Below are 24,092 nucleotides of genomic sequence, written 5' to 3'. Positions count from 1 at the left end.
GCCGGTCAGCGGGTGAAGGCGATCTCCGGGTAGCGGGGCGACGGGCCGGCGAACAGGTCGGTGCGGCGGTGGCGCAGCTGGAGATCGAAGAAGGCGCGCAGGTAGGCGCGTTGGGCGGTGACCGCGCGCGGGCCGTCACCGGTGCCGAGGAAGTGGTCGAGCTGCTCGGCGGACCAGCCGATGACGGGTTCGCCCTGCGGGATGAGCAGTTCGAGGTCGCAGTAGGACAGGTGCCCGGAGTCCTTGAGGTTCAACTGCCGCCGCCAGCCGGCCAGTCGGGGCCACAGGGCGTCCCACATGGCGTCCCGGGCCGGGCTGTCCCAGGCGGAGCTCATCAGCAGCAGCGGCTGGGCCAGGCCGTCGGTGGCCACCGTGCCGAAGACCGGGCCGTCGAGGGTGGCGCCGGCCCGGACGCGCGGGTCGTCGTGCAGGGTCTGAAGAGTGGTGGCGCCGCCCATGGAGTGGCCGAACATGCCGACGGAGGTCAGGTCGAGGGCGGCGGCGAGGCCCGGTGGCACGGGCCGGTGTTCGGCGTCGGGGTCGGCGCCGGCGGCAAGGGCGGTGAGCCGGTCCAGGACGAAGCGGGTGTCGGCGGTGCGGACGGCGACGATCTCGGCGTCGCTCATCGCGTGCACGGCGGCGGTGTTGCGGACTTCGACGCGACCGTCGGGGAACTCGACCTCTCCGGCGTCGAAGGTGTGGTCGATGGTGGCGACGACGTAGCCGCGGCCGGCCAGTTCCTCGACCAGGGCGGTGTCGAACGAGCGGTCGCCGCGCGATCCGTGCGAGTAGAGGATCACCGGGTGGCGGGCAGCGTGGTCGGCGGGAGCGCCGTCGTGGCCGTGGGTGAGCGGCCAGGCGAGGCGACCGGTCGGGATGCCGAAGTAGTCGGACTCCAGGTGCGCCTGCTCACCGGGGCTCATCCAGGGGACGGCCGGGTGGCCGGCGGTGCTGGTGGCCGGGTACCAGAGCTGGACCTTCAACTCGCGGGCCCGGGGCGTCGGTGCCCACGGGTCGGGGCGGGCGCGGTCGACCAGGTGCAGTGCGGTGGTGCCGAGTCGGTACTTCCCCGTGGGTGCGGGCAGGGTCAGGCGCAACTGCCCGGCCGTCGGGGCGGCGGAGGCGGCGGAGGCGGCACCGGGGGTGGCGGCGGCAATCGCGCCCGGGGTGGCGGTGGTCAGGACGGCGGAGGCGAGCAGGGCGGCGGACCGGATCAGCGGGATTCGGTGCTGACGTATCGTCATATTGACCTTCCTCCAGGTGTGTTGATGTTCCGGAGGTTCCACCGTGCCCGAGGTGCGGACCCCGGCGCGTCGGCCCACGGCCATAGGCCGCCGGTACCGGCCCGCCGGTTCAGCCGACGAGTCCGGCACGGTGCGCGAGGATCACCAGGTGCACCCGGTCGCGGGCCGCCGACTTGGCCAGCAGGTGGCCGACATGGGTCTTGACCGTCCCGGTGGTGATGAACAGGCGCTCGGCGATCTCGTGGTTGGTCAGGCCCTGGCCGATCAGGGTCAGCACTTCCCGCTCGCGCTCGGTGATCGACGCCAACTGCGCTGCGGCGTCCGGGTTTCCGCCCACCGGCAGCTCGGGCCGGGCCGCGAACTCGCGGATCAGGCGCCGGGTGACGCTGGGCGCCAACAGCGCCTCCCCGGCGGCGATCACCCGGATCGCGGCCAGCAGTTCCTCGGGCGGGGTGTCCTTCAGCAGGAAGCCGCTCGCCCCGGCCCGCAGTGCCGTGTACACGTAGTCGTCGAGGTCGTACGTGGTGAGGATCAGCACCTTCACGTCGGCCACCGGCGGGGACGCGGTGATCAGCCGGGTCGCCGCCAGCCCGTCCAGCTCGGGCATCCGAATGTCCATCAGCACCACGTCGGGCGCGGTCTGCCGGGCCAGTTCGACGGCTTCGGCGCCGGTCGCGGCCTCCCCGACGACCGTGAAGCCGTCCGCCGCGTCGACGATCCCGCAGAACCCGGCGCGCACCAGCGCCTGGTCGTCGGCCACGAGCACCCTGATGGTCACCGCGCGCCCCCGGTCGGGAGCAGCGCCCGTACCCGGAAGCCCCGGGGCGACCGCGGTCCGGCCTCCAGGGTGCCGCCGTACAGGCCGACGCGTTCGCGCATGCCCGCCAGGCCGTGCCCGTCCGCCGCCTCGACCTCGGCCGCCTGCGCGCCCCGGCCCCGGTCGCCGACCTCCAGCAGCAGCGCGTCCGGCCGGTACTCGATGCGCACCCGGGCCGTGTCGGTGGCCGCGTGCTTCACCACGTTGGTGACCGCCTCCTGCACGATCCGGTACACCGTCAGTTCCAGGGCCGGCGAGAGCTCGCGGCGCGCGCCGGTGACGGTCAGCTCGACCCGGACGCCGGCGTCCGCGGCGCTGGAGACCAGGCGGTCCAGGTCGGCCATGGTCGGTGCGGGGAGCAGCGCTGCGGTGTCGGACGGGCTGCCGCCGCCGACGGACCGGCTTCCGTCGTGCTGGCTTCCGTCGCGCAGGACGTCCAGCAGACCGCGCATCTCGCGCAGCGCGTCGCGGCTGGTGCTGCGGATCGTGGCCAGCGCGGCCTTGGCTCCCTGCGGGTCCTGGTCGATGACGAAGTGGCCGTATCCGGCCTGGACGTTGACCACGCTCATCGAGTGTGCGATCACGTCGTGCAGTTCCCGGGCCAGCCGGATCCGCTCGGCGGTCAGTTCGGCCCACAGGGCGTCGGCCTGGTGGCGGCGCAGGGCCGCGTCGTGGGCGCGGTACCGTCCGACGGCGGCGCCCAGGGCCCAGGCGGTGAGTTGGGCCAGGGCGGCGACCAGCCAGTTGTGCCACAGCTCGTAGGAACCGAACCAGGTCAACTGGGTTGCGGCGAGCGCCAGTCCGAGCCCGATCAGGCCGTCGCGGGTCGACCTGGTCGCGGCCGCCAGGTAGACGACGGCGGCCCCGGTCAGAACGACCTGCACCCCTGCGATGTTGGCGATCATCAGCTGCCCGGCCGTCGCCACCACCGTCACCCAGGCGGCCGCCACCAGCGCCACCGCGAGCGTCGTCCGCACCCGCCGGACGGCGAGCGCCACGCCGAGCGCCACCACGCAGCCGAGCACCACGGCCACCTGCCAGCCCGCCGGCTCTGGCAACTCGCGCCCGTGCGGGCGGTAGTCGGCCGCGTAGGCCAGCACCCGCCGCCACGTCACCGCACCGAGCAGCAGGGCGAGCCCGGCGTCCAACCCGATCCAGTGGGCGGCGCGCAGCCGCCCGGTCAGCGGCGGGCGCGGTTCCTCGGTCACCGGCCCAGCGTAGTGACGCCGCCGGGCGGCGGTCATCCGTCCTGCGGGCTATGACCACGGTCGCATCCGGCGGCCGACCGCTCCGGCCCCGGCCCGACGTCAACAGGCGTGAGACGCAGGCAATCTGGGGCCCCAACACCGCAGTCGACACCTGGAGCATTCCCGTGATCGAGATCCGCGATCTCAGCCGCCGGTACGGACCGAGGACGGCGGTCGACGGTCTGACCTTCACCGTCGCGCCCGGCCGGGTGACCGGCTTCCTCGGGCCCAATGGCGCGGGCAAGTCCACCACCCTGCGCATGATCCTGGGCCTGGAACGGCCCAGTGGCGGGCGGGCGTTGGTGCTGGGCCGGCCGTACCGGGAGTTGCGCGAGCCGTTGCGGCGGGTCGGCGCGCTGCTGGACGCCGGTGCCGCCCACCCCGGTCGCAGTGCCCGCAGTCACCTCGCGGCCGTCGCGGCGAGCAACCGGCTGCCGGCCTGGCGGGTGGCCGAGGTTCTGGACCTGACCGGGCTGGCGTCCGCCGCGCGCCGGAGGGTCGGCAGTTTCTCGCTGGGAATGAAGCAGCGGCTGGGCATCGCCGTCGCGCTGCTCGGCGACCCGGAGGTCCTGCTGCTCGACGAGCCGGTCAACGGCCTGGACCCCGAGGGCATTCACTGGATCCGCACCCTGATGCGGGAGTTGGCCGCCGACGGGCGCACCGTGCTGGTCTCCTCGCACCTGATGAGCGAGATGGCGCTCACCGCCGACCATCTGATCGTGATCGGCCAGGGACGGCTGATCACCGACACCCCGACGGCCGACTTCCTGGCCGCTGCCGCGCGGAGCGACGTGCTGGTCCGCTCGTCCGCACCCGAGCGCCTCGCCCGGCTGCTGGCCGATCAGGGCGCCTCGGTCCGTCGCGAGGACGGGAACGCGCTGGCCGTCACCGGCCTGGACCCGCGCACGATCGGCGAGCTGGCCGCGGCGGCCGGCCTCGGTGTGCACGAACTCGCCGTCCGGACGGCCTCGTTGGAGGAGGCCTTCATGGAGATCACCGGCACTGCGGTCGAGTACCGCGCCACCACTACCGGCGCCACCGCCACTGCCGCCGGCTCCACCACCGGCACCGCCGCCACGACCACCACAGACGGGACCCACGCCTCATGACCGCCCTCACCACCCGCGGAGCCCTCGCCGCCGAGTGGATCAAGCTCCGCACCGTCCGCTCCACCTATCTCACGCTGCTGCTCGCCGCCGCGGTCTCCGTCCTGGTCGGCACCCTCGACGCGGCGTCCGCCGCGCACGCCTGGGACTCCTGGGCACCCGAGCGGCGCGCGACCTTCGATCCGGTCCGCTACGGCTTCAGCGGGGGCTTCTACATCGCCGTCCTCGCCGTCGGCGTGCTCGGCGTCCTCAGCGCCTCCGCCGAGTACGGCACCGGCCTGATCCGCACCACCGTGACCGCCACTCCGCGCCGCCGCCAGGTCTTCACCGCCAAGGTGTGCACGGTCGGCGTCCTGGCCCTCGCCGTCGGTCAACTCCTCGCCTTCACCACCTACTTCCTCGGCCAGGCCCAGCTGGCCGGCCACCACCTGGACGTCGGCCTCGGCGCTCCCCGGGTGCTGCGGGCCGTCCTGGAGACCGGGCTGTTCTTCGCCGTCCTTGCTCTGGTCGGCCTGGCCCTCGGCTTCCTGGTCCGCCGCTCGGCCGGTGCCGTGGCCCTGCTGTTCGGACTGTTCTTCGTCCTGCCGCCGCTGCTCGGCACGGTCAGCGACAGGGCGTCGCAGTGGACCCTCCAGGGCGCCTTCGAGTCGATGACCAGCACCGTCACCACCGCCAACCACGCCCCGTCGGCCACCGCCCTGCCCGCCTGCGCGCTGTATCCGGCCGTCCTGCTCGGCGCGGCGGCCCTGCTGGTCCGGCGGCGCGACGTCTGAGCCCGGCGTTCGCCCCCCCGGATGCGGGCCCGGCGCTCGATCCGCGCGCCGTGACGCTCGATTCGATCGTCTGAACCGTTGATTCGAGCGTCCGAATCCGGCAGGGTGTCCTTCACGGCGCTCCGGGCTGCCGTTTCCGCCGTGGCTGCGCAGTGGAGGGTTCTGCTTCATGGACGAGATCGACCGGGCCATCCTGCGGGAGCTCCAGGTGGACGGCCGGATCCCCTACGCCGAGCTGGGGCCGAAGGTCGGGCTGTCGCCGTCCGCCGCCCGGCAGCGGGTGCAGCGGCTGATCGACGCCAAGGCGGTGCAGGTGGTCGGGGTGACCGATCCGATGACCATGGGGCGGCAGTCGATGGCGCTGCTGGGTCTGCGCGTGGACGGGGACCCCCGGGCGGTGGCGGACGAGCTGTCGCGGCACGAGGAGGTCGTGTACGCGGTGCTGACCGCCGGAAGCTTCGACCTGTTCGTCGAGGTGGTGTGCGACCGGCCGAACGACCTGCTGGACTTCGTCAACGACGTGGTGCGCACCGTCGAGGGCGTCGTGTCGGTGGAGAACTTCCCGTACTTCGCGATCCACACCCACCGCTTCCTGTGGCACACCTGAGCCGGGCCGCCGGCCCGCACCCGAACCCGCACCACGCCGAGGACCTCGCCATGCCCCACGCCGAGCACCGCACCGTCGACTTCTTCGCCGAGGACGCCCTTCCGGTCCCCGTCGTCACCCCCGCCGAGGCCGAACTCCTCGCCGCCCGACAGCTCGGGATCGCCGGGCGCGCCGAGCCGCTGGGCAGCCAGCAGGACGCCAACTTCCTGCTGCACGGCGGGAACGGGGACATCCGCGCGGTGCTGAAGATCGCCAACCCGGCGTTCGGCGCCGTCGAGGTCGAGGCCCAGGACGCCGCCGCCGACCTGATCGCGGCCGCTCACCCGGACCTGCGGGTCGCCACCGTGCTGCGCCGGCCCGACGGCTCGCCGCGCCGCGCCGACGTGGGCGGCGGGATCGCCCGGCTGCTGCGGCACCTGCCCGGCGGTGCGCTGTCCGGACCGCGGCACCTGTCCGCGGCGACCGTCGCGGCGATGGGCACGATCGCGGGCAAGGTCAGCACCACCCTGCGGGACTTCCGGCACCCCGGCCTGGACCGCGTCCTCCAGTGGGACCTGCGGCATGCCGACCGGGTGGTGGCCAGGCTCGCCGAGCACGTCGCCGAGCCGGACCGGCGGGACGCCGTGCTGGCGGCGACCGCCGAGGCCTGGGCGCGGGTCGAGGCGGTCGCGGCCGACCTGCCGTTGCAGGCCGTGCACCTGGACCTGACCGACGACAACCTGATCCGCCGCCCCGACAGCCGTCCGCCGATGCCCGACGGGATCATCGACTTCGGTGATCTGACGACGAGTTGGGCGGTCGGCGAGCTCGCCGTGACGCTTTCCTCGATGCTCCACCACGACGGCGTCGAGCCGCACCAGGTGCTGCCCGCCGTCCGGGCCTTCCACGCCGTCCGGCCGCTGTCCGCCGCCGAGGCGGGGGCGCTCTGGCCGCTGGTGGTGCTGCGCTCCGCCGTGCTGGTGGTCAGCGGGCGGCAGCAGGCGGCGGTCGACGCGGACAACGCCTACGCGACGGCCGCGCTCGACCGGGAGTGGCGGATCTTCGAGCAGGCCACCCGGCTGCCGCCGGCAGTGCTGACCCATCTCGTGCTGGACGCGACGGGCTTCGCCCGCCGACCGGCCCCGGTCTCTCCGCCGACCCGCCAACTGCTGCCCGGTGTCGACGAGTTCACCGTCCTCGACCTGTCCACCGACGCCGACACGATGGACGGCGGGGCCTGGCTCGAAGCCGACGCCGAGGACCGGGCGGCGGCAGCAGCGCTGGCCGGCGGCGCGGCGGCGGTCCGCACCCCGCACGCCGGCGTCCGGCTGTCGCAGGCCCCCGCGCTGTCCGCGATCTCCCCCGCCACCGTGGCCACCGGCGTCGACCTGTGGCTCGGCCGGACCGCCGTGGCGCAGGCGCCCGAGGCCGGCCGGGTGCTGGCCGCCGGGCCGGGACGGCTCGAACTCGCCCAGGGCGGAGGCGTGTTGACGCTCTCCTTCGCGGCCTCGGTCGACCCGCTGGTGGCCGCGGGCGCGGAGGTCGCGGCCGGCCAGGAACTCGTCCGGCTCCCGGCCTGCGCCGCCGTGCACCTGGCGGTGCGCGACGCCGACGGCCCGGCCGTCCCGCCGCTGGTGCGCCCCGAGTACGCCGCGGGCTGGCTGCCGCTCACCGCCGACCCCGCCCCGCTGCTGGGCCTGGCGATCACCGAAGCCGGGGCCGGAGCCGGAGCCGGGGCCGAAATAGGGGCCGAACTCGCCGAGCAGGGTGATCTGTTGGAGCGGCGCGGCGCCGTGTTCGCGACCGTGCAGGGGCACTACTACGCGGCCCCGCCCCGGATCGAGCGGGGTTGGCGCCACCACCTGCTGTCCACCGACGGCCGCTCGTACCTCGACATCGTCAACAACGTCACCCCGCTGGGCCACGCCCACCCGGGCGTCGAGCGGGCGGTGGCCCGGCAGTTGCGGCGGTTGAACACCAACTCGCGTTTCCACTACGCCTCGGTGGTGGAGTTCACCGAGCGTCTGGCCGCCCTGCTGCCCGAGCCGCTGGACACCGTGTTCCTGGTCAACTCCGGTTCGGAGGCGGTCGATCTGGGGCTGCGGCTGGCCATCGGCGCCACCGGGCAGCCCGACGTGGTGGCTCTCCGGGAGGCCTACCACGGCTGGACGTACGCCTCCGACGCCGTCTCCACCTCGCTCCAGGACAACCCGAACGCCCTTGCCACCCGCCCGGGTTGGGTGCACACCGTGGACTCGCCGAACTCCTACCGGGGCCGTCACCGCGGCGCGGACGCGGCCCGCTACGCGCCCGAGGCGGTCGCGGCGATCGACGAACTGGCCGCCGCCGGAAGCCCGGTGGGGGCGTTCGTCAGCGAGACCTTCTACGGCAACGCCGGCGGAGTGGCGCTGCCGGACGGCTACCTCGCCGAGGTGTACGCGGCGGTCCGCCGGCACGGCGGCCTGGCCGTCGCCGACGAGGTGCAGGCCGGCTACGGCCGACTGGGGCACTGGTTCTGGGGCTTCGAACAGCAGCAGGTCGTCCCGGACATCGTCTGCGTCGCCAAGGCGATGGGCAACGGGCATCCGCTGGGCGCGGTCGTCACCACCCGGGCGATCGCCGAACGCTACCGCGAGCAGGGCTACTTCTTCTCCTCCACCGGCGGCAGCCCGGTCTCCAGCGTGGTCGGCCTGACGGTGCTGGACGCGCTGCGCGACGAGGACCTCCAGGGCAACGCCGTCCGGGTCGGCGGCCACCTGAAGAACCGACTCCGGGCCCTGGCCGACCGCCACCCGGTCGTCGGCGCGGTGCACGGCTCGGGCCTCTACCTCGGGCTCGAACTGGTCCGCGACCGGGGCACGTTGGAGCCCGCCACCGAGGAGACCGCCGAGCTCTGCGACCGGATGCTCGACCTCGGCGTGGTCGTCCAGCCCACCGGCGACCACCTCAACATCCTGAAGATCAAGCCCCCGCTGTGCCTGGACACCGCCGCCGCGGACTTCTTCGCCGACACCCTGGACCTGGCCCTCACCCAGCTCGGCTGACCCCCACCCCTCCCCCTCCCCCACGAACTCCCTGGAACGGTACAGATGTTGGACACCATCGTCGTCGGCGCCGGAATCGCCGGCCTCACCGCCGCCCGGCTGCTGCACGCCGCCGGACAGCGCGTGGTCGTGCTCGAAGCGCGCGACCGCGTCGGCGGCCGGATGTGGACGGACCGCACGGCGGGCTTCTCGGTCGACCGCGGCGCCTCCTGGATCCACGGCCTCACCGACAACCCGCTCACCGAGATCGTCGCCGAACTCGGCCTGGACACGGTCGAGTTCACGGTCGGCAGCTTCCAGGCCGGCGGGCGTCCGATCGCCGACCACGACGAGTCGCGGAAGCTGATGGACCGGGCGGCGACCGAGCAGTGGCTCGCCGACGTCGAGACCGCGGACGCGCTGTTCCAGCGGGCCATCGCCGACTCCGGCGACGACGAGACCTACGCCGAGGCCACCGAGCGCACCCTCGCCGAGACCGGCTGGGGCGCCGAACGGGCCGACCGGCTCCGGCAGTTCTTCCGACACCGCACCGAGGAGCAGTGCGGCGCCGACATCGAGCAGGTCGCCGCGCACGCCCTCGACGAGGACGCCATCGACGGCGACGAGGTGATCTTCCCGGGCGGCTACGACGCCATCCCGCACGCCTTCGCGAAGGGCCTCGACATCCGTCTGGCCACGACCGTCACCGCCGTCACCCGGTCCGCCGACGGCGTCCGGGTCGACACCGACGGCGGATCCTTCGAGGCCGCCCAGGTGATCGTCACGGCGCCGCTGGGCGTGCTGAAGGCCGGGACGATCGCGTTCACCCCCGCGCTGCCCGACGCCGTCGCCGGGCCGATCGCCCGCCTCGGCATGGGCGCGTTCAACAAGGTCTTCCTGCGCTTCCCCGAGCGGTTCTGGCCGGACGGCGTCTACGCGATCCGCCGCCACGGCCGGCCCGGCGTCCCCTGGCACTCCTGGTACGACGTCTCCGCGGTCAGCGGCCACCCGATGCTGCTGACCTTCGCCGGCGGCGACTACGCCCGGGCGATCGAGCAGCAGACCGACGAGGAGATCGTCGCCTCGGTCATGGGCTCCCTGCGCGACATCTACGGCGACGCCGCCCCCACCCCCGTGGCGCACTGGATCACCCGTTGGGCCTCCGACCCGCTCGCCCTCGGCTCGTACTCCTACGTCGCCGTCGGTTCCTCCCACCACGACCACGACGCGATGGCCGAACCCGTCGACGGCGTCCTGCACTTCGCCGGCGAGGCCACCTACGGCCAGGAGCCGGCCACCGTCCACGGCGCCCTGCTCTCCGGCCACCGCGCCGCCGAACGCGTCCTCGGCGCCCCGCTGCCGCTGGCCGGCCTCACCGGGGCACTGGAGCCCGCGAACTGACACCCGAACGGCGCGGGCCGGGCCACCGCCCGCCCCGCGCCGTCCACTTGACGAATCGTCAGACCGCTTGCAGGTTCCAGCTCTGGTTGGCCGTGTTCCAGTAGTCGTCGCTCGGAATGCAGTCCCACTGCTGCAGCACCGCCTGCTGCCCGGGCGTGCCGGACGGGGCGTTCGCGTCCAGGCACCTGCCGGTGGCCCGGTTCTTGAAGATCTGGGTGGTCGGGAAGCACATACAGGTGTGTCCCACCCAGACGACGGTCCACTCGGACGGCGCGTAGCCGGCGTCGCAGTACGGGTACTGGATGACCGGAGTGCCGTTCGAGTACGTCCCCGCGCGCCAGTCGAGCATCAGGCACTGGCCGGAGTGCAGGGCCTTGAGCCTGAAGTACCCGTTCCCACTGTCGAGCACCTCGTACTGCTGGGAGAGGCTGGTGTTGTCCGGCCACAGGAAGACACCGGTGTACGAGGCCGTGGACGCCCACATGACGTCGGCGCGCAGCCCGGTCCGGACGTTCACCAGCTTGTAGTGCGCGGGATCCGCCGCATGGGCGGGCACCGGGGCGAGAGCCCCGACCACGACGAACGCCACGGCCGCCGACAGGGCTGCCATGACGAGTCGAAGACGCCTCGCCGCACTCCCGCCGGGGCGGTCGGACCTTCGGAGCAGAGGTATCCGCATGCTGTTCCCTCCGTGAGAGTTCACCGGCCCCCCACCCTGCCGTCGCGGCCTGTGCACCGACCTTGCGGCCACCTTGCGGGCCGCGCCAGCATGGGGAGTTGGGCATGTCGGGGGCGCCGTTGATCACACGGGGGGGTGCAGGTGGACGTCCGGCTGTCGGGCGAGATCGAGGTGCGGTCGGCGGGCCGGCCGCTCGACGTCGGGACTCCGCAACAGCAACTGGTCCTCGCCGCACTGCTCGTCGACGCCCGAAGACCGCTCCCGATCGAGGCACTCGTCGACCGGGTCTGGGGCCACGACCCGCCGGCCGGCCCCCGCCCCGTCCTGTACGCACACCTGAGCCGGATCCGCGCGCTGCTCCGACGGGCAGCCGCCCCCGACGGCGGCCCGGCCGCCCGGCTCGAACGCCGCCACGCCGGCTACGTGCTGGACGTCGACCCCGACGTGGTCGATCTCCACCGCTTCCGCCGCCTGGTCGAGCACGCCGACCGGCAGCCCGACGACGGGGCCCGGGCCGCGACCCTCGCCGAGGCGCTGCGGCTGTGGCGCGGCGAGCCGCTGGCCGGCCTCTCGGGCGCCTGGGCCGCGCAGGTCCGGGCGGGCTGGCACCGGCGGCGCCTGGACGCCGTACTGCGCTGGGCGCAGGCCGAGTTACGGCTCGGCCGCGCCGCCGCCGTCATCTCCGCCGTGCCCGACCTGACCGCCGAATATCCGCTGGCCGAGCCGCTGGAACACGTCCTGATCCAGGCCCTGCACACGGCCGGCCGGGGCGCGGAGGCCCTGCACCGCTACGGACTCGTCCGGCGGCGCCTGGCCGAGGAACTCGGCGCCGACCCCGGCCGCGAACTCCAGGCCCTCCACCGTTCCCTGCTGGCCGGGGCCCCGCCCCCGCACCTGCCCCCGCCGCCCTCGACTGCCGCTGCTGCGGCTCTCGTCGCGTCCGCCGACCGCCCCCACCGGCGCACCCTGCTGGCCGTCCTCGCCGCCACCCTGCTGCCCACCGCGACCGGCTGGGCGAACGCCCTCCGCCCGGCCGGCTGCCCGGCCCCACCGGCGGCGTCGGTCGGCCGGGCCCGTGAACTCTTCGCCGCCGCCGAGGCGTTCGACCAGCAGCAGCGCCCCCACGACGCCCGGGCGACCGTCGCGGACGCGGCCCGGCTGTGGGCCGAACTCGTCGCCCTCGACCCCGACCGCAACGCCCCGCTCCTCGCCCCCGCCGCCCTCCCCGCGCTGGCCCGCGCCGGCGTCGACTTCACCGTCCCCCGCCGCACCCTGCTCGACTGGCTCGGCCGCCCCGCCGACACGCCCTACCCCGCGATCTCCCAGGTGATCCTGCTCCGCGGCTGGCGCTTCACCGCCCCCGTCTGCCTCGACGCCGTCGTCCGCGCCTACGAGCGCACCCCCGGGCTGCCCTCCCCCCGCGCCGTCGCCGACGTGCGTCCCGCCGCCCTGGAGGCCGCCGTCCTGGACCACGCCCGGACCCGCCACGGCACCCGGGTCGCGGACTTCGACCAACTCCTCGCGCCCTGAGCCGCACCCGCGCCCGCGGCCGGGTCGCCGGATCCCGGGTCCATCAGAGGTACGGACGGCGGCGGATGCCGAGGAATTCGCACACAATCGACTACGTTCCGTGGTGCTTCACCAGCCCGAAGACTCCTCACCGCACGGAGCACCCATGCGACTTCGCTCGCTGTTCACCGTCTCCCTCGCCTGCGCCCTGCCGCTCACCGGCGTCGCGGCCGTCGGGACCGCCACCGCCCAGCCGCGAGACGTCCGGACCGTCCTCCCCGACGACTGTCCGACCCGCACTGTCCCGCCGGTCGAGCACGCGGAGCTGTACTACTGCAAGGACCCCCGGCTCGGCCTCGCCGACCTGCCCAACACCGAGCCCGTCGCCAACCTCCTGAGGGGATACCAGCGGTTCGGCGGCCTCAGCGCCCCGCACTTCGTGACGCTGTACGCCAAGGCGGACGGCGACTGGCAGTTCGCCCCCGACCGCGGCTTCCAGCGGCTCAACGGCAAGGTCGACGAGACGGTGTGGACCGTTCCGGTCGGCACCAAGCTGGACCGCTTCGGCAAGCGCGACGGCGGCTACCTCTCCGACGCCGGCACGCCGTTCGTTCAGCGCTCGATGACGCCGGACGCCTTCAACCCCCAGGCGGACGGCAAGATCTACCACTGCCTGAACGCCCTGAAGGAGTTCAAGGTGCAGCGGGGCCACACCGGGGCCTTCTTCGGCATGCCCGGCGGCGGCGTCCAGGAGTGGCTCGACGCGACGCTCAAGCCCGAGGGCTTCACCGGCGACTACAAGATCGAAAACCTGATCCACGAGAAGTACCTCGAAGAGGTCTCCGCCGACCAGTGCGTGGTCACCCCCACCGGCTTCTGACGGCTCGTCGCCCCGGTCAGCGGCCGACCTCCCGGGCCCGGTAGTCGTCGACGGTCTCCCGGCGGATCAGCAGCCGGACGCGGCCGTCGCGGACCGCGGCGACGGCCGGGCGGCCCACCAGGTTGTAGCTGGAGGCCATCGACAGGTGGTACGCGCCGGCCGCGGGGACCGCCAGCAGGTCGCCCGGCCGCAGGTCGGCGGGGAGCAGCGCGTCGCGGGCCAGCACGTCGCCGGCCTCGCAGTGGCAGCCCACCACGTCGAACAGCCTGGCCGGGCCGGCGCCGGTCCGGCCGAACGCCCGCACCGTGTAGGCGGAGCCGTAGAGCGCGGGCCGGGGGTTGTCGCTCATGCCGCCGTCGACGGCGGCGAAGGAGCGTCCGTCGGCGGTGTGTTTGACGGAGAGCACCCGGTAGACGGCGACGGCGGCCGGGGCGGCGATCGCCCGGCCCGGTTCCACCGTCAACTTCGGTACGGCGAGGCCGTGTTCGGCGCAGCGGGCGGCCAGGTGCGCGGTGGTCTCGGCGGCCAGCCGGTCGGGGGTGAGTTCGGGGTCGCCGGGGAGGTAGCGGACGCCGTGGCCGCCGCCGAGGTCGAGTTCGGGCAGTTCGACGCCGTGCCGGTCGCGGACTGCGGCGAGCAGGGCGACCAGCCGGTCGAGGGCGGTGAGGTAGGGCGCGGTGTCGGCGATCTGGGAGCCGAGGTGGCAGTGCAGGCCGGCCAGCCGGAGGCCGGGCTGGCCGAGGATGCGGCGGACCGCCTCGGCGGCCTCCCCGCCGGCGATCGAGAAGCCGAACTTCTGCCCGTCGACGCCCGTCCGGACGGCGCTGTGGTGTCCGGCGGCGACCCCGGGCAGCACCCGCACCAGGACGCGCTGCGGGGCGTCGGCCGCGGTGAGGGCGGCCAGCCGCGGGATCTCGGCGAGGTTGTCGACCACGATCCGGCCGACCCGCAGGCGGCGGGCCAGGCGCAGTTCCTCCGGGGTCTTGGCGTTGCCGTGCAGCAGGATCCGCTCGGGCGGGAAGCCCGCGGCGGCGGCCAGCCGCAGCTCCCCGGCCGAGCAGACGTCGAGGCCCAGGCCCTCCTCGGCGATCCAGTCGGCCATCGCCGTGCACAGGAACGCCTTCGCGGCGTACAGCACGTCGGCGTGCGGCAGCGCGCGACGGTAGGCCCGGGCCCGCGCCCGGACCTCGGCCTCGTCGAGCACGTACAGCGGTGTCCCGAAACGCTCGGCGGCCTCCCGCAGTCCGACACCGCCGATCCTCAGGTCGCCGCCGCGCCCGGCCGTGGCGGACGCGGGCCAGGGGCTGCCGAGCGGCCGGGGCCCGGGCAGGTCGACGGGCGGGCGGGCGGACAGGGTGGTCATCGCAGGGGTTCTCCTGGTCCGGACGGGAGGATTCGGGTCGGTTCGACGGGCCGGGGAGCCCGGCACTGACGTGCCGTCAGTCGTCGTAGTGCATGGTGAAGCGGCAGTGCCCGGCGGCGGGGCGACGGGCCCGGTCGGGCGCCGGCGGTTCCTCGGCGGCGGCGCGGGACCAGGTGTCGAAGACCGATCCGCGCAGCAGGCGGCGGAGCGTCGCGTCGTCGGCCCGGTCGTCCGGCCCGGTCGGCCCGTGGTTCACGGGGGCAAGCTGCACGTCGGTCATGGCGGGATCCCTTCGGCCATCGGCGACGGGGCCTTCGGAGCGGCCCCGTCCACCACTCCAGTGCACGCCCGCCGCCCGCCGCCCGCACCGGTTCTTGACGCGGCGGCTACACCGATCGGGTCCCCCCTGACGCGACGTTGACGCCCCGGCGCGGCCGGCGCCCCGCCACGTCAACGTGCCGTACGGATCGCGCCCCTCGCGATCAGGAACGCGACAGGAACCCGCCACCGCGGGCGGCGGGCGGGGATAGCGTCACTGCTGCGCCCGTGAGCGGCGCTCCGCCCTACCGACCCTGGAGGTGTCCCGTGAAGCAGCAGCAGCTGTGCCCGGAACGTTCGAAGCCCTCGGAACGCACCCCGACCGGACGTCTGCTGGTACCCGTCCGGCCGGGCCCCCGGGGCCACACGCTCCGCATCTTCCGTACCGCCCTCGGCAGCCGCACCGCGGTCGCCTTCTCCTCCGAGCTCCACCTGGCGGCCGTCCTCGGCCCCGACCATCCCCGGATCACCCTCGCCGAGCCGGCCCTGCGCGCCCTGTTCGAGCCGCTGGGCGTCACCGCGCTCGTCGTCGACCCTCAACTCGTCGCCGCCCCGCCCCGCTGACCCCGCCCCGCTGACCCCGGGCCGGCGACCGGCGAAAGCCGGCCGGAACCGGTCCGTGTGTTGCCCGCGCGGCGGGGCGGGCGGCCCGTACGGTGGGATGCCTCGGGTGCGGCCGAGGGCCCGAGAGCCCCGGTGCGGCGGCCAACTCCCGTGCGGGCGGCGCGAGTCGTGGAGGTTCGACGGTGGAGCAGTGGACCAGGCGCGAGGACGGGCGGCTGCTCACCGGCCGGGGGCGTTTCGTCGCCGACTTCGAGGTGCCGGGCTGCCTGGACGCGGCGTTCGTCCGCAGCGGCGTCGCTCACGGCGTGCTGCGTGCGGTGGACTGCGCGGCGGCCCGGGAGGTGCCGGGGGTGGTGGGGGCGTGGTCGGCGGCGGAGCTGTCGGAGCCCGGCCCGCCCGGGACGGTGCGGGGCCTTCCGGCGGTGCCGCACACCTCGCTGGCCGGGCTGTCCACGGCGGAGGCGGTGGCCGGCCGGGAGTGGCCGGCGCTGGCCCGCGACCGGGTGCGGTACCCGGGCGAGGCCGTGGCGGTGGTGCTGGGCGAGGACCGCTACCGGGCCGAGGACGGGGCCGCCGCGGTGTCCGTCCGGATCGACCCGCTGCCGGCGGTGGTCACCGCGGCGGCCGCCGCGACGGACCGGATCCGGCTGTTCGACGGCCTGAGCAACACCGCGTTCCGGGGCGCGGCGGGCACGCCGATCGACCCGTCGGTGTGGCGGCAGGCCGCGGCGGTGGTGGAGGGCCGCTACCGCCAGCAGCTCCTGCTGCCGTCCCCGATGGAGTGCCGGACGTTCCTCGCCGTGCCCGAGGACGGCCGGCTGACGGTGTGGTCGGGGCACCAGATGCCGCACCGGCTGCGGCGCGAGCTGGCGGCGCTGCTCGGGTGGCCGGCCGACCGGGTGCGGGTGGTGGTCCCGGACACCGGCGGGGCGTTCGGGTCGAAGAGCGCGGCGTGGCCGGAGTTCGTGGTGGTCGCCCACCTGGCGGTGCGGCTGGGCCGGCCGGTGCGGTGGATCGAGGACCGGCTGGAGTCGATGACGGCCGCCTCCCGGGGGCGCGGGCAGGATCAGCGGGTGCGGCTCGCCGCCGACGCCGAAGGGCGGCTGCTCGCCCACGAGTTGGAGGTCGACGCGGACGTGGGCGCCTATCCGCACCTCGGGGCCGGGCTGCCGATGCAGACCGCCTGGGCCGCGACCGGCCCGTACGCGACCCCGCAGGTGCACGCGACCGTCCGCTCGGTGCTGACCAACACCATGGTGACGTACCCGTACCGCGGCGCCGGCCGGCCGGAGGCGGCGATCGCCCTGGAGCGGGCCATGGACCGGCTTGCCCGCGAACTCGCCTTGGATCCGGCCGAGTTGAGGCGGCGCAACTTCATCGCGCCGGACCGCTTCCCGTACCGGACGCCCACCGGCCGGTGCTACGACAGCGGGAACTACGCCGCCGCGCTGGACCTGGCGCTGGAGACCCTGGACTACCACGGCTGGCGGTCCGAGCAGGCCCGCCGCCGGGCCGATCCGGCCGCGCTGCCGCTGGGCATCGGCCTGTGCTGCTACGTGGAGCGCTCCGGCGGGGAGCCGGGCGGGCTGCACGAGTTCGGCGGCGTCGAGGCGGCGGCGGACGGCACGGTCGTCGCCCGGTGCGGCGCGGCGCCCGCCGGCCAGGGCCACGAGACGGTCTTCCCCGCGCTGGTGGCCGAGGCGCTGGGCGTGGATGCGAGCCGGGTCCGGCTGGTCGAGGGGGACACCGACGAACAGCCCGAGGGGCTGGGCTCGTTCGGCAGCCGCTCCGCCCAGGTGGCCGGCGCGATGCTGCAACACGCCGCCCGGCGACTGGCCGAGGAGGCGTGCGGGCGGGCCGCCCGGCTGTGGGGCGCCGACCCCGCAGCGGTGCGGTGGTCGGACGGCGCGGCGCACCTCGGCCGCTCGGCCCGCCTCGACCTGGCCGAACTGGTGCGCGCCACCGGCCCGTTGCGGATCGAGGAGCGGTACGAGGCGGGCATGGCCTTCCCGTTCGGCGCGCACGCCGCGGTGGCCGAGGTCGATCCGGAGCTGGGCACCGTACGGCTGCTGCGGGTGGTGGCCGTGGACGACTGCGGGGTGCAGCTCGACCCGGCGGCCGTCCGCGGGCAGGCCCTCGGCTCGGCGGTGCAGGGCCTCGGCCAGGCCCTGTACGAGGGCATCCCGCACCGGGACGACGGTGTGCCGCTGCTGGCGTCCGGGCTGCTGGACTACCTGTTGCCGACCTTCGCCGAGATCCCGCCCATCGAGCTCCGGGACACCTGCACGCCGGCTCCGGGCACCCCACTGGGCGCGAAGGGCGCGGGCGAGTCGGGCTGCATCGGCACCCCGGCGGCGGTCGTCAACGCCGTCGCCGACGCGCTGCGGATCGCCGACCCCGACCTGTTGCAGATGCCGCTCACCCCGGACGTGGTGTGGCGCGCCGCCCGCGCCCCGAAGCTCCCGGAGGCCCCCCGGTGAAACCGCCCGCGTTCGACTACGCCGTCCCGTGCACGGTGCCCGAGGCCGTCGAACTGCTCGCCGCCGCCGACGGGGCGGCCCAGGTGCTGGCCGGCGGACAGAGCCTGGTCCTCGACCTGCGCCTGCACCGCGCCCGCCCGACGCTGCTGGTCGACATCAACCGGATCCCCGGCCTGGACCGCCTCGACCCGGACGGCCGCACGCTGCGGGTGGGCGCGCTCGTGCGGCACCGCACGTTCGAGTCGGAGCGGGCCGTCCCCGGCCCGCTCGGCGCCCTGCTGGCCGGCGCGGCGGCGCACATCGCCCACCCGCCGATCCGCACCCGAGGCACCATGGCGGGCAGCTTCGCCTGGGCGCACCCCGCCTCCGAGTGGTGCGCCGTGGGCGCCGCCCTGGACGCCGACCTCGAACTGTCCGGCCCCCGGGGCACCCGCACCGTCGGCGCCCGGGACTACTTCCGCGGTCCGCACCTGACCGCCCGCCGCCCGGACGAACTGCTCACCGCCGTGACCTTCCCGCTCCTCGGCGACGACACCGGGGTCGGCTTCATCGAACACCGCCGCACGCACTTCTGCTTCGCCCAAGTGGCCGTCGCCGCCGCCCTGACGGTCCGGGACGGCGTGGTCGCCGACGCCCGGATCGGGCTCGCCAACTGCGCCGACCGGCCGCTGCGGGCCCGCGCGGCCGAGCGGTCGCTGCTCGGCACCGCGGCCCGCGAACTCGACACCGAGGCCCGCGAACTCGGCTCCGCGGCCCGCGAACGCGCCGACGGACACCCGTTCGCCCGGGCGGGCCGGATCGCCGCCGAACAGGACGCCGCGCCCGTGCCCGAGCCGTACGCCGACGTCGAGTACCGGCGGCACGCCATCGCCGTCCTGGTCGCCAGGACCCTGCACCGGGCGGCCCGGGACCTGGACCGTCGCCTTCGGATCTCGCCGGACGGAGACCGCGCATGAGGATCACCCTGACCGTCAACGGCGCGCCGCACCCGCTGGACGTGGAGCCCCGCCGGATCCTCGCCGACGTCCTGCGCGAGAACTGCCGGCTGACGGGCACCCACCTGGGCTGCGAGCACGGCGTCTGCGGGGCGTGCACGGTGCTGGTGGACGGCGAGGCGGTCCGCTCCTGCCTGGTGTTCGCGGTGCAGTGCGACGGCAGTTCGGTGGAGACCGTCGAGGGCCTGTCCGGACCCGACGGCGAGCCCCACCCGCTCCAGCGCGCGTTCTCCGCCGAACGCGCCCTCCAGTGCGGCTTCTGCACCCCCGGATTCCTGATGGTCGCCGCCGGCGCCCTGGCCGCCGATCCCGACCTCGCCGACGCCCCGGACCGCATCGACGCCCTGGTCGGCTCCAACCTGTGCCGCTGCACCGGCTACGCACCCATCCGCCGGGCGATCCTGCGCGCCGCCCGGGAACACCGGGCCCGCCCCTCGGGGCCAGCGGTCGCAGCCGACCACCATGAGCCATAGCGTGGCCACTCAGTGTGACAGTCGGATCATCATGGCTCGATGACCGGCCCGATGACGAGAAATGAGGAGCCCATGGCCAGCAAGGCCGGCATCGTCTTCGCCCACGGACTCTGGGCCGACGGATCGTGCTTCAACAAGCTCATCCCCGCGCTCCTGGCCGAGGGGCACGCGGTCTCCAGCTCGCAGCACGGCCTCGACTCGCTCGAAAGCGACGTAGCCTGCGTCACCCGCTCCATCAACCACGTGCCCGGCCCGGTCGTGCTCGTCGGCCACTCCTACGGCGGGACGTTGATCACCAAGGCCGGGGTGCACGACCGCGTGGGCGCACTAGTCTACATCGCCGCGCTCGCCCCGGACGAGGACGAGACCTCGCAGGACGAGCAGAACAAGTTCCCCCGCACGCCCGTGTTCGCTCACACCGAAGTCGCCGACGGCCGGATCTGGCTCAAGGAGTCGGGCGCCGCCGACTTCTGCGGCGACCTGCCGCCGGCCGAGCAGAAGCTCGTCCTGGCCGTGGGCGCCGTGCCCGTCCCCGACCTGTTCGACCAGCAGGTGCCCGGCACCGCCTGGCGCACCAAGGCGAGCTGGTCCATCGTTGCGAACCACGACCGGACGGTGAGCCCGGACCTGGAGCGGGCCGCCGCCGCGCGCATGGGCGCCAAGACGTACGCCGTCGACAGCAGCCACGTGCCGATGCTCTCCCACCCGGACTTCGTCCTCGACGTCATCCGCGACGCCGCGAAGTCCCTGGAGGCGTAGGCGCCCGTCTCCACCCGGGCCTAACCCGTCGCCTCCGGGCTGTCGAGGCCCAACCGCCGCCCCAGGCCCACCCCTTGACGGTGGATGGCGGTCGCCTCGGCGAGGCTGAGGCGCTCCCAGGCCCGGAGGGCGGCGTCGGTGGACGGCGCCTCCCGCAGCGCCCGGTGCAGGGTCAGGGCTTCGGCGGCGGCCTTCTCGGTGGCGGCGGCGGTGTGCGGCCGGACCACGAAGGCGGCGTCCCCGGTCAGCAGGATCCGCCGGTCGCGCATCCGGTCGGCGTGCGCGTCGAGGATCGCCTGCACGAAGGGCTCCGCGGTGTGTTCCACCAGCCGGCGCAGCGGCTCCGGCAGCGTGGCCCGGGCCCGGGCCAGCAGGTCGGCGCCGACCCGGGGATCGAGCAGCCCCGGCGGCAGCGACAGCCCGTGCCGGACGCCGTGCCGGTCGGTGGTGAGGCGGTCGAGCTCGGACCGGTCGGCGCGGGCGTACCAGACCCAGTTCAGCCGGCGGCGGCCCGCCGCGACGGCGCCGTGGTCGCCGGGGATGAAGTAGCAGAGGAACTGGCTGCGGTCGCCGTCCCAGAAGCTGAACCGGCCGTCGAAGCGGGCCACCAGCTCCCGGGGCAGGTCGGCCTCGTCGACGACGCCCCGGTGGGCGACGTACCCGGCGTAGCGCGGGGCGCCGGCCGGGGCGACCAGGCCGCGGTGCCGGGAGCCGGAGCCGTCCGCGAGGATCGCCAGGTCGACGGCCCGGTCCGCGCCGCCGACCCGGACGGTCGCCCCGTCGGGTCGGTGCGCGAGGCCGGTCACCGGCTGTCCGCCGTGGTAACGCCCGGCGGGCAGGGCGTCCCGCAGGGCCTGGTGGATCGTCCCCCAGGAGATCATCTGCTGGCGCATCGGCAGGACGTCGACGCCGCCGTCCGCCGCGAAGTACTGCCGGTGGGTGACGGGGACGGTGACCCGGTCGGGCTCGACGCCGCAGAACTCGCGCAGGAACCGGGCGACGGCCGGCTGGAGCACGATGCCGGCGCCGCGGTCGGCGGGGCGGCCGCCGGAACGCTCCCACACGTCGACGTCCAGGCCCAGCGCGGTGAGCGCGACCGCGTGGAACAGACCGGCGAGCGAGCCGCCGACGATGCCGACCGAGCTGAGGCCGGAGGGCGCCGAGGCGGTCATCGTGCCCACCCCCCTTCCGCCCCCGCACGGCGCGGGCCGGCCTGCTGCTCCAGCGCCTCGACCAGCTGCCCGACCGGAACCGCGCCGTCAAACACCCGCTCGCCCACGACGAACAGCGGCACGCCGCGCAGGCCCAGCCGCTCGGCGAGCGCCTCGTCCTCCCGCACGGCCCGCTCCGGCGCCGGGCCGTCCAGCCGCTCCGCCACGCCGGGGGCGAGGCCTTCGCCCTCGCCGAGCCGGGCCAGCACCGCCACGTCGCCGATGTCCTGCCCCTCGGCGAAGTAGGCCGCGAACAGCCGGTCCGCCATCGCCGCGCCCGCCGCGGCCTCGTGCTCCGCCAGGGCGATCAGGCGGTGCCCGGCCCGGGTGTTCGGCGTCCTGGCGATCCTCTCGTAGTCGAACGCGACGTCGTCGTCCCGCCCGGCCAGCACGGTGCCGTGGTCGAGCTGCCGCGACCGCTCCCAACTGCCGAACTTCGCGCTCCGGTAGGCGCGCCGGTCCATCCCCGCCGGGGGCATGGCCGGGTTCAGCTCGAACGCGCGGTGCCGGATCCGGAACTCGGCGCCGGTCCGCCCTCCGGCGAGGTCGACCGCCCGCTTCAGGCGGCGCCCGCCGATGTAGCACCAGGGGCAGATCAGATCGCCGAACACATCAATGGTGAACACAGGACCCTCCATTTCCGACCACCCACTTCCCACCGCTTCCGGCCGTTCCCGGCCGCTTCCAGTCAATCGAACCGACCGGTCTGTACGATCCGAACGACAGTGGGCCCGAACCCATTCCCGCACCCCCGGAGGCACCGATGGCCGGCCCTGAGGCCACCCGCAGCAAGATCGTCGAAGCCGCCGCCGACCTGTTCACCCGCTGCGGCGTCCGCGCGGTGGGAATCAACGAGATCTGGCGGGCGGCAGAGGTCGCCAAGTCGACGCTCTACCAGCACTTCCGCTCCAAGGACGACCTGGTGGAGGCGGTCCTGCGACAGCGCAACGACGAGTGGTGCGCGCGGCTGCGCACGCTCGCCGAGACCCGCCGCACGCCCGCCGACCGGCTGCTCGCCGTCTTCGACCTGCTCACCGAGGAGTTCGCCGACCCCGCCTACCGGGGCAACGACCTGGTGAACGTCGCCGCCGAGTACCCCGACCCCGACCACCCCGTCCGGGCCGCCGTCCGCGACCACAAGCGCGAGATCCTCCACTACCTCACCGGCCTCGCCTCCGCCGCCGGCCTCGCCTCCCCCGAGCGGGCCGCGGCGACGGTGCTGATGCTCGCCGACGGAGCCGCCTGCACCCGGATCGGCCTCGGCGACACCGAGGCCGCCCGCACCGCCCGCACGGCCGCCGCCCGCCTGCTGCCGACCGGCCCGGCGGGCGGCTCCGCGCCCTGACCCGAGGCCGTCGCCCCGACGCCGGGCGGCCGGCCGGTGCCGGGCGGTCGGCCAGTGTGGGGCGGTCGGCCAGTGTGGGGCGGTCCGTGCCGGGCGGTCGGCCGATCGGGGCACTTTCGCCCGTGCCTCGGGGCCGCGGCGGGACGGGTGCGGAAGACTCGGGGCCTCCCGACCCACGGACACGACGGGCCGGGCCGTTCCCGGGCGGAGCCCGGCGGGGCGGCCCGGGAACGGAGGGGCGGCATGGCCGTTCAGGACGCACCGAGTGCCGGGCCGACCCGGCGCGGAGAGTTCGCCGAGCTGCACCGGCGGGTGACGCAGGCCGGTCTGCTGCGCCGGCGTCCGCTGTACTACGCGTGCCGGAGCGCGGCGCTGCTCGCCGCGCTGGCTGGCCTGCTGGCCGCGTTCACGGCGCTCGGCGACAGCTGGTGGCAGCTCGCCCTCGCACCGCTGTTCGCCTTCGTGATGGGCCAGTTGGCGCTGCTCGGCCACGACGTCGGGCACGGCGCGGTGTTCGCCGACCGCCGGACGACCGACCTGGTGGGCGTCGTGCTGGGGAACCTGGTGGTCGGCATGAGCTTCGGCTGGTGGGTCGACGACCACAACCGGCACCACGCCCACCCGAACCGGATGGGCCACGACCCGGCCGCCGACTCCCTGCTGTTCGCCCGGACCGCCGAACAGGCGGGCCGGACCAGGGGGTTGCGGCGTCTGGTGGCCCGGCACCAGGCGGCGCTGTTCTTCCCGCTGCTGTCCTTCCAGGCGCTCGGTCTGCTGCTCGTCACCGCCCTGACCCTCGTCCGCGGCGACGTCCGGCACCCCGTGCTGGAACGCACCCTCGCCGCACTGCACCACGTCCTCGCGGTGGCCCTGGCCGTCCTCGTCCTCTCCCCGCTCCGGGCGCTCGCCTTCACCGCGCTGTTCGGGGCGCTGCTCGGCGTCTACCTGGGCTGCATCTTCGCCCCCAACCACAAGGGCATGCCGATGAGCGGCCCCGACGCCGGGCGCACCGACTTCCTGCGGCGGCAGGTGCTGCCCTCCCGCAACCTGCGGGCCGGACGGTTCGTCCACTTCCTGTTCGGCGGCCTCGGGTACCAGATCGAGCACCACCTGTTCCCCGCCATGCCGGTGGCGGCGCTGCGCCCGGCCGCGCGGATCGTCCGCGCGTACTGCGCGGAGGTCGGCGTGCCGTACGCCGAGGCCGGGCTGACCGGCTGCTTCCGGGAGATCCTGCGGGACCTGCACGCCGTCGGCCGGTCCGTCGCGGCCCCACCGGCGACCGTGGCGGCGGCGGAGGCCGCCCGGTGAGCGCGGGACCG

Annotated in this window: 22 protein-coding genes; 14 read left to right on the top strand and 8 right to left on the bottom strand. The window is 75.0% G+C overall.

Annotated elements, in window-relative coordinates; translation table 11 throughout:
- Positions 1-5 precede the first annotated feature (5 nt).
- The 3 genes from ACIQF6_RS00935 to ACIQF6_RS00925 form a co-directional block, all read right to left on the bottom strand.
- Complete coding sequence (locus ACIQF6_RS00935) at positions 6-1,244, bottom strand: alpha/beta hydrolase family protein (RefSeq protein ID WP_400888470.1); 1,239 nt, start codon at positions 1,242-1,244, stop codon at positions 6-8.
- A gap of 109 nt (positions 1,245-1,353) precedes the next feature.
- Entirely contained in the window at positions 1,354-2,022 is a 669-nt protein-coding gene (locus ACIQF6_RS00930; protein WP_400888467.1) for a response regulator, read from the bottom strand.
- Positions 2,019-3,269: a sensor histidine kinase gene (locus ACIQF6_RS00925; RefSeq protein ID WP_400888465.1), complete on the bottom strand. Its 1,251-nt coding sequence runs from the start codon at positions 3,267-3,269 to the stop codon at positions 2,019-2,021. The genes ACIQF6_RS00930 and ACIQF6_RS00925 overlap by 4 nt, the downstream gene beginning before the upstream one ends.
- A gap of 164 nt (positions 3,270-3,433) precedes the next feature.
- Between ACIQF6_RS00925 and ACIQF6_RS00920 the strand changes: the two genes are divergently transcribed.
- From ACIQF6_RS00920 to ACIQF6_RS00900, 5 genes are all read left to right on the top strand, one after another.
- Complete coding sequence (locus tag ACIQF6_RS00920) at positions 3,434-4,417, top strand: ABC transporter ATP-binding protein (RefSeq protein ID WP_400888463.1); 984 nt, start codon at positions 3,434-3,436, stop codon at positions 4,415-4,417.
- Entirely contained in the window at positions 4,414-5,187 is a 774-nt protein-coding gene (locus ACIQF6_RS00915; protein WP_400888461.1) for an ABC transporter permease, read from the top strand. Before ACIQF6_RS00920 ends, ACIQF6_RS00915 begins: the two co-directional genes overlap by 4 nt.
- A 169-nt stretch (positions 5,188-5,356) precedes the next feature.
- Positions 5,357-5,794, top strand: a complete 438-nt coding sequence (locus ACIQF6_RS00910) for an Lrp/AsnC family transcriptional regulator (RefSeq protein WP_400888458.1) — start codon at positions 5,357-5,359, stop codon at positions 5,792-5,794.
- A gap of 50 nt (positions 5,795-5,844) precedes the next feature.
- A complete protein-coding gene (locus ACIQF6_RS00905; protein WP_400890061.1) occupies positions 5,845-8,817 on the top strand; it encodes an aminotransferase in 2,973 nt (990 codons plus the stop codon).
- 45 nt (positions 8,818-8,862) lie between these two features.
- Positions 8,863-10,197, top strand: a complete 1,335-nt coding sequence (locus tag ACIQF6_RS00900; RefSeq protein ID WP_400888456.1) for a flavin monoamine oxidase family protein — start codon at positions 8,863-8,865, stop codon at positions 10,195-10,197.
- A gap of 58 nt (positions 10,198-10,255) precedes the next feature.
- On the opposite strand, the gene ACIQF6_RS00895 is transcribed toward ACIQF6_RS00900, so the two are convergent.
- Complete coding sequence (locus ACIQF6_RS00895) at positions 10,256-10,807, bottom strand: RICIN domain-containing protein (protein WP_400888454.1); 552 nt, start codon at positions 10,805-10,807, stop codon at positions 10,256-10,258.
- A gap of 210 nt (positions 10,808-11,017) precedes the next feature.
- Between ACIQF6_RS00895 and ACIQF6_RS00890 the strand changes: the two genes are divergently transcribed.
- Positions 11,018-12,406, top strand: coding sequence for a BTAD domain-containing putative transcriptional regulator (locus ACIQF6_RS00890; RefSeq protein WP_400888452.1), 1,389 nt, complete (start codon positions 11,018-11,020; stop codon positions 12,404-12,406).
- A gap of 145 nt (positions 12,407-12,551) precedes the next feature.
- Positions 12,552-13,265, top strand: coding sequence for a TNT domain-containing protein (locus ACIQF6_RS00885; protein ID WP_400888451.1), 714 nt, complete (start codon positions 12,552-12,554; stop codon positions 13,263-13,265).
- A gap of 16 nt (positions 13,266-13,281) precedes the next feature.
- Here the strand turns inward: ACIQF6_RS00885 and lysA are convergent, their stop codons facing one another.
- Together lysA and ACIQF6_RS00875 are read right to left on the bottom strand one after the other, a co-directional pair.
- The gene (lysA, locus tag ACIQF6_RS00880; RefSeq protein WP_400888449.1) at positions 13,282-14,628 is read right to left on the bottom strand and encodes a diaminopimelate decarboxylase; all 1,347 of its coding nucleotides are present in this window, start codon (positions 14,626-14,628) and stop codon (positions 13,282-13,284) included.
- 76 nt (positions 14,629-14,704) lie between these two features.
- Positions 14,705-14,908 (bottom strand): hypothetical protein, encoded by a 204-nt coding sequence (locus ACIQF6_RS00875; RefSeq protein ID WP_400888447.1) that lies wholly within the window; start codon positions 14,906-14,908, stop codon positions 14,705-14,707.
- Positions 14,909-15,213: 305 nt separating this feature from the next.
- On the opposite strand from ACIQF6_RS00875, the gene ACIQF6_RS00870 reads away from it, so the two are divergent.
- From ACIQF6_RS00870 to ACIQF6_RS00850, 5 genes are all read left to right on the top strand, one after another.
- Positions 15,214-15,510 (top strand): SAV_915 family protein, encoded by a 297-nt coding sequence (locus ACIQF6_RS00870; RefSeq protein ID WP_400888446.1) that lies wholly within the window; start codon positions 15,214-15,216, stop codon positions 15,508-15,510.
- Positions 15,511-15,692: 182 nt separating this feature from the next.
- Entirely contained in the window at positions 15,693-17,990 is a 2,298-nt protein-coding gene (locus tag ACIQF6_RS00865; protein WP_400888444.1) for a xanthine dehydrogenase family protein molybdopterin-binding subunit, read from the top strand.
- Complete coding sequence (locus ACIQF6_RS00860) at positions 17,987-18,946, top strand: FAD binding domain-containing protein (protein ID WP_400888442.1); 960 nt, start codon at positions 17,987-17,989, stop codon at positions 18,944-18,946. The genes ACIQF6_RS00865 and ACIQF6_RS00860 overlap by 4 nt, the downstream gene beginning before the upstream one ends.
- Positions 18,943-19,458: a (2Fe-2S)-binding protein gene (locus tag ACIQF6_RS00855; protein ID WP_400888440.1), complete on the top strand. Its 516-nt coding sequence runs from the start codon at positions 18,943-18,945 to the stop codon at positions 19,456-19,458. The genes ACIQF6_RS00860 and ACIQF6_RS00855 overlap by 4 nt, the downstream gene beginning before the upstream one ends.
- Before the next feature lie 72 nt (positions 19,459-19,530).
- Positions 19,531-20,217 (top strand): alpha/beta fold hydrolase, encoded by a 687-nt coding sequence (locus ACIQF6_RS00850; RefSeq protein WP_400888438.1) that lies wholly within the window; start codon positions 19,531-19,533, stop codon positions 20,215-20,217.
- A gap of 20 nt (positions 20,218-20,237) precedes the next feature.
- Here the strand turns inward: ACIQF6_RS00850 and ACIQF6_RS00845 are convergent, their stop codons facing one another.
- Positions 20,238-21,389: a hypothetical protein gene (locus ACIQF6_RS00845; protein WP_400888436.1), complete on the bottom strand. Its 1,152-nt coding sequence runs from the start codon at positions 21,387-21,389 to the stop codon at positions 20,238-20,240.
- A complete protein-coding gene (locus ACIQF6_RS00840; RefSeq protein ID WP_400888434.1) occupies positions 21,386-22,054 on the bottom strand; it encodes a DsbA family oxidoreductase in 669 nt (222 codons plus the stop codon). Before ACIQF6_RS00840 ends, ACIQF6_RS00845 begins: the two co-directional genes overlap by 4 nt.
- Before the next feature lie 137 nt (positions 22,055-22,191).
- Here ACIQF6_RS00840 and ACIQF6_RS00835 point away from each other — a divergent pair, with 137 nt between their 5' ends.
- Both ACIQF6_RS00835 and ACIQF6_RS00830 read left to right on the top strand, forming a co-directional pair.
- Positions 22,192-22,773 (top strand): TetR/AcrR family transcriptional regulator, encoded by a 582-nt coding sequence (locus ACIQF6_RS00835; RefSeq protein WP_400888432.1) that lies wholly within the window; start codon positions 22,192-22,194, stop codon positions 22,771-22,773.
- A gap of 243 nt (positions 22,774-23,016) precedes the next feature.
- The gene (locus tag ACIQF6_RS00830; RefSeq protein ID WP_400888430.1) at positions 23,017-24,081 is read left to right on the top strand and encodes an acyl-CoA desaturase; all 1,065 of its coding nucleotides are present in this window, start codon (positions 23,017-23,019) and stop codon (positions 24,079-24,081) included.
- Positions 24,082-24,092: the final 11 nt, after the last annotated feature.

Origin of the sequence: Kitasatospora sp. NPDC092948 (assembly GCF_044754805.1) — a bacterium.
Taxonomy (GTDB): Bacteria; Actinomycetota; Actinomycetes; order Streptomycetales; family Streptomycetaceae; genus Kitasatospora.
The sequence above is the reverse complement of the archived record's forward strand: the minus strand, read 5'-3'. Positions and strand labels throughout refer to the sequence as shown.

Excerpts from the sequence above, each read along its gene's own strand:
- ACIQF6_RS00830 (WP_400888430.1), top strand. The coding sequence starts at position 23,017 with ATGGCCGTTCAGGACGCACCGAGTGCCGGGCCGACCCGGCGCGGAGAG.
- ACIQF6_RS00855 (WP_400888440.1), top strand. The coding sequence starts at position 18,943 with ATGAGGATCACCCTGACCGTCAACGGCGCGCCGCACCCGCTGGACGTG.
- ACIQF6_RS00850 (WP_400888438.1), top strand. The coding sequence starts at position 19,531 with ATGGCCAGCAAGGCCGGCATCGTCTTCGCCCACGGACTCTGGGCCGAC.
- ACIQF6_RS00835 (WP_400888432.1), top strand. The coding sequence starts at position 22,192 with ATGGCCGGCCCTGAGGCCACCCGCAGCAAGATCGTCGAAGCCGCCGCC.
- ACIQF6_RS00915 (WP_400888461.1), top strand. The coding sequence starts at position 4,414 with ATGACCGCCCTCACCACCCGCGGAGCCCTCGCCGCCGAGTGGATCAAG.
- ACIQF6_RS00875 (WP_400888447.1), bottom strand. The coding sequence starts at position 14,908 with ATGACCGACGTGCAGCTTGCCCCCGTGAACCACGGGCCGACCGGGCCG.
- ACIQF6_RS00900 (WP_400888456.1), top strand. The coding sequence starts at position 8,863 with ATGTTGGACACCATCGTCGTCGGCGCCGGAATCGCCGGCCTCACCGCC.
- ACIQF6_RS00905 (WP_400890061.1), top strand. The coding sequence starts at position 5,845 with ATGCCCCACGCCGAGCACCGCACCGTCGACTTCTTCGCCGAGGACGCC.
- ACIQF6_RS00885 (WP_400888451.1), top strand. The coding sequence starts at position 12,552 with ATGCGACTTCGCTCGCTGTTCACCGTCTCCCTCGCCTGCGCCCTGCCG.
- ACIQF6_RS00895 (WP_400888454.1), bottom strand. The coding sequence starts at position 10,807 with ATGGCAGCCCTGTCGGCGGCCGTGGCGTTCGTCGTGGTCGGGGCTCTC.
- lysA (WP_400888449.1), bottom strand. The coding sequence starts at position 14,628 with ATGACCACCCTGTCCGCCCGCCCGCCCGTCGACCTGCCCGGGCCCCGG.
- ACIQF6_RS00845 (WP_400888436.1), bottom strand. The coding sequence starts at position 21,389 with ATGACCGCCTCGGCGCCCTCCGGCCTCAGCTCGGTCGGCATCGTCGGC.
- ACIQF6_RS00910 (WP_400888458.1), top strand. The coding sequence starts at position 5,357 with ATGGACGAGATCGACCGGGCCATCCTGCGGGAGCTCCAGGTGGACGGC.
- ACIQF6_RS00935 (WP_400888470.1), bottom strand. The coding sequence starts at position 1,244 with ATGACGATACGTCAGCACCGAATCCCGCTGATCCGGTCCGCCGCCCTG.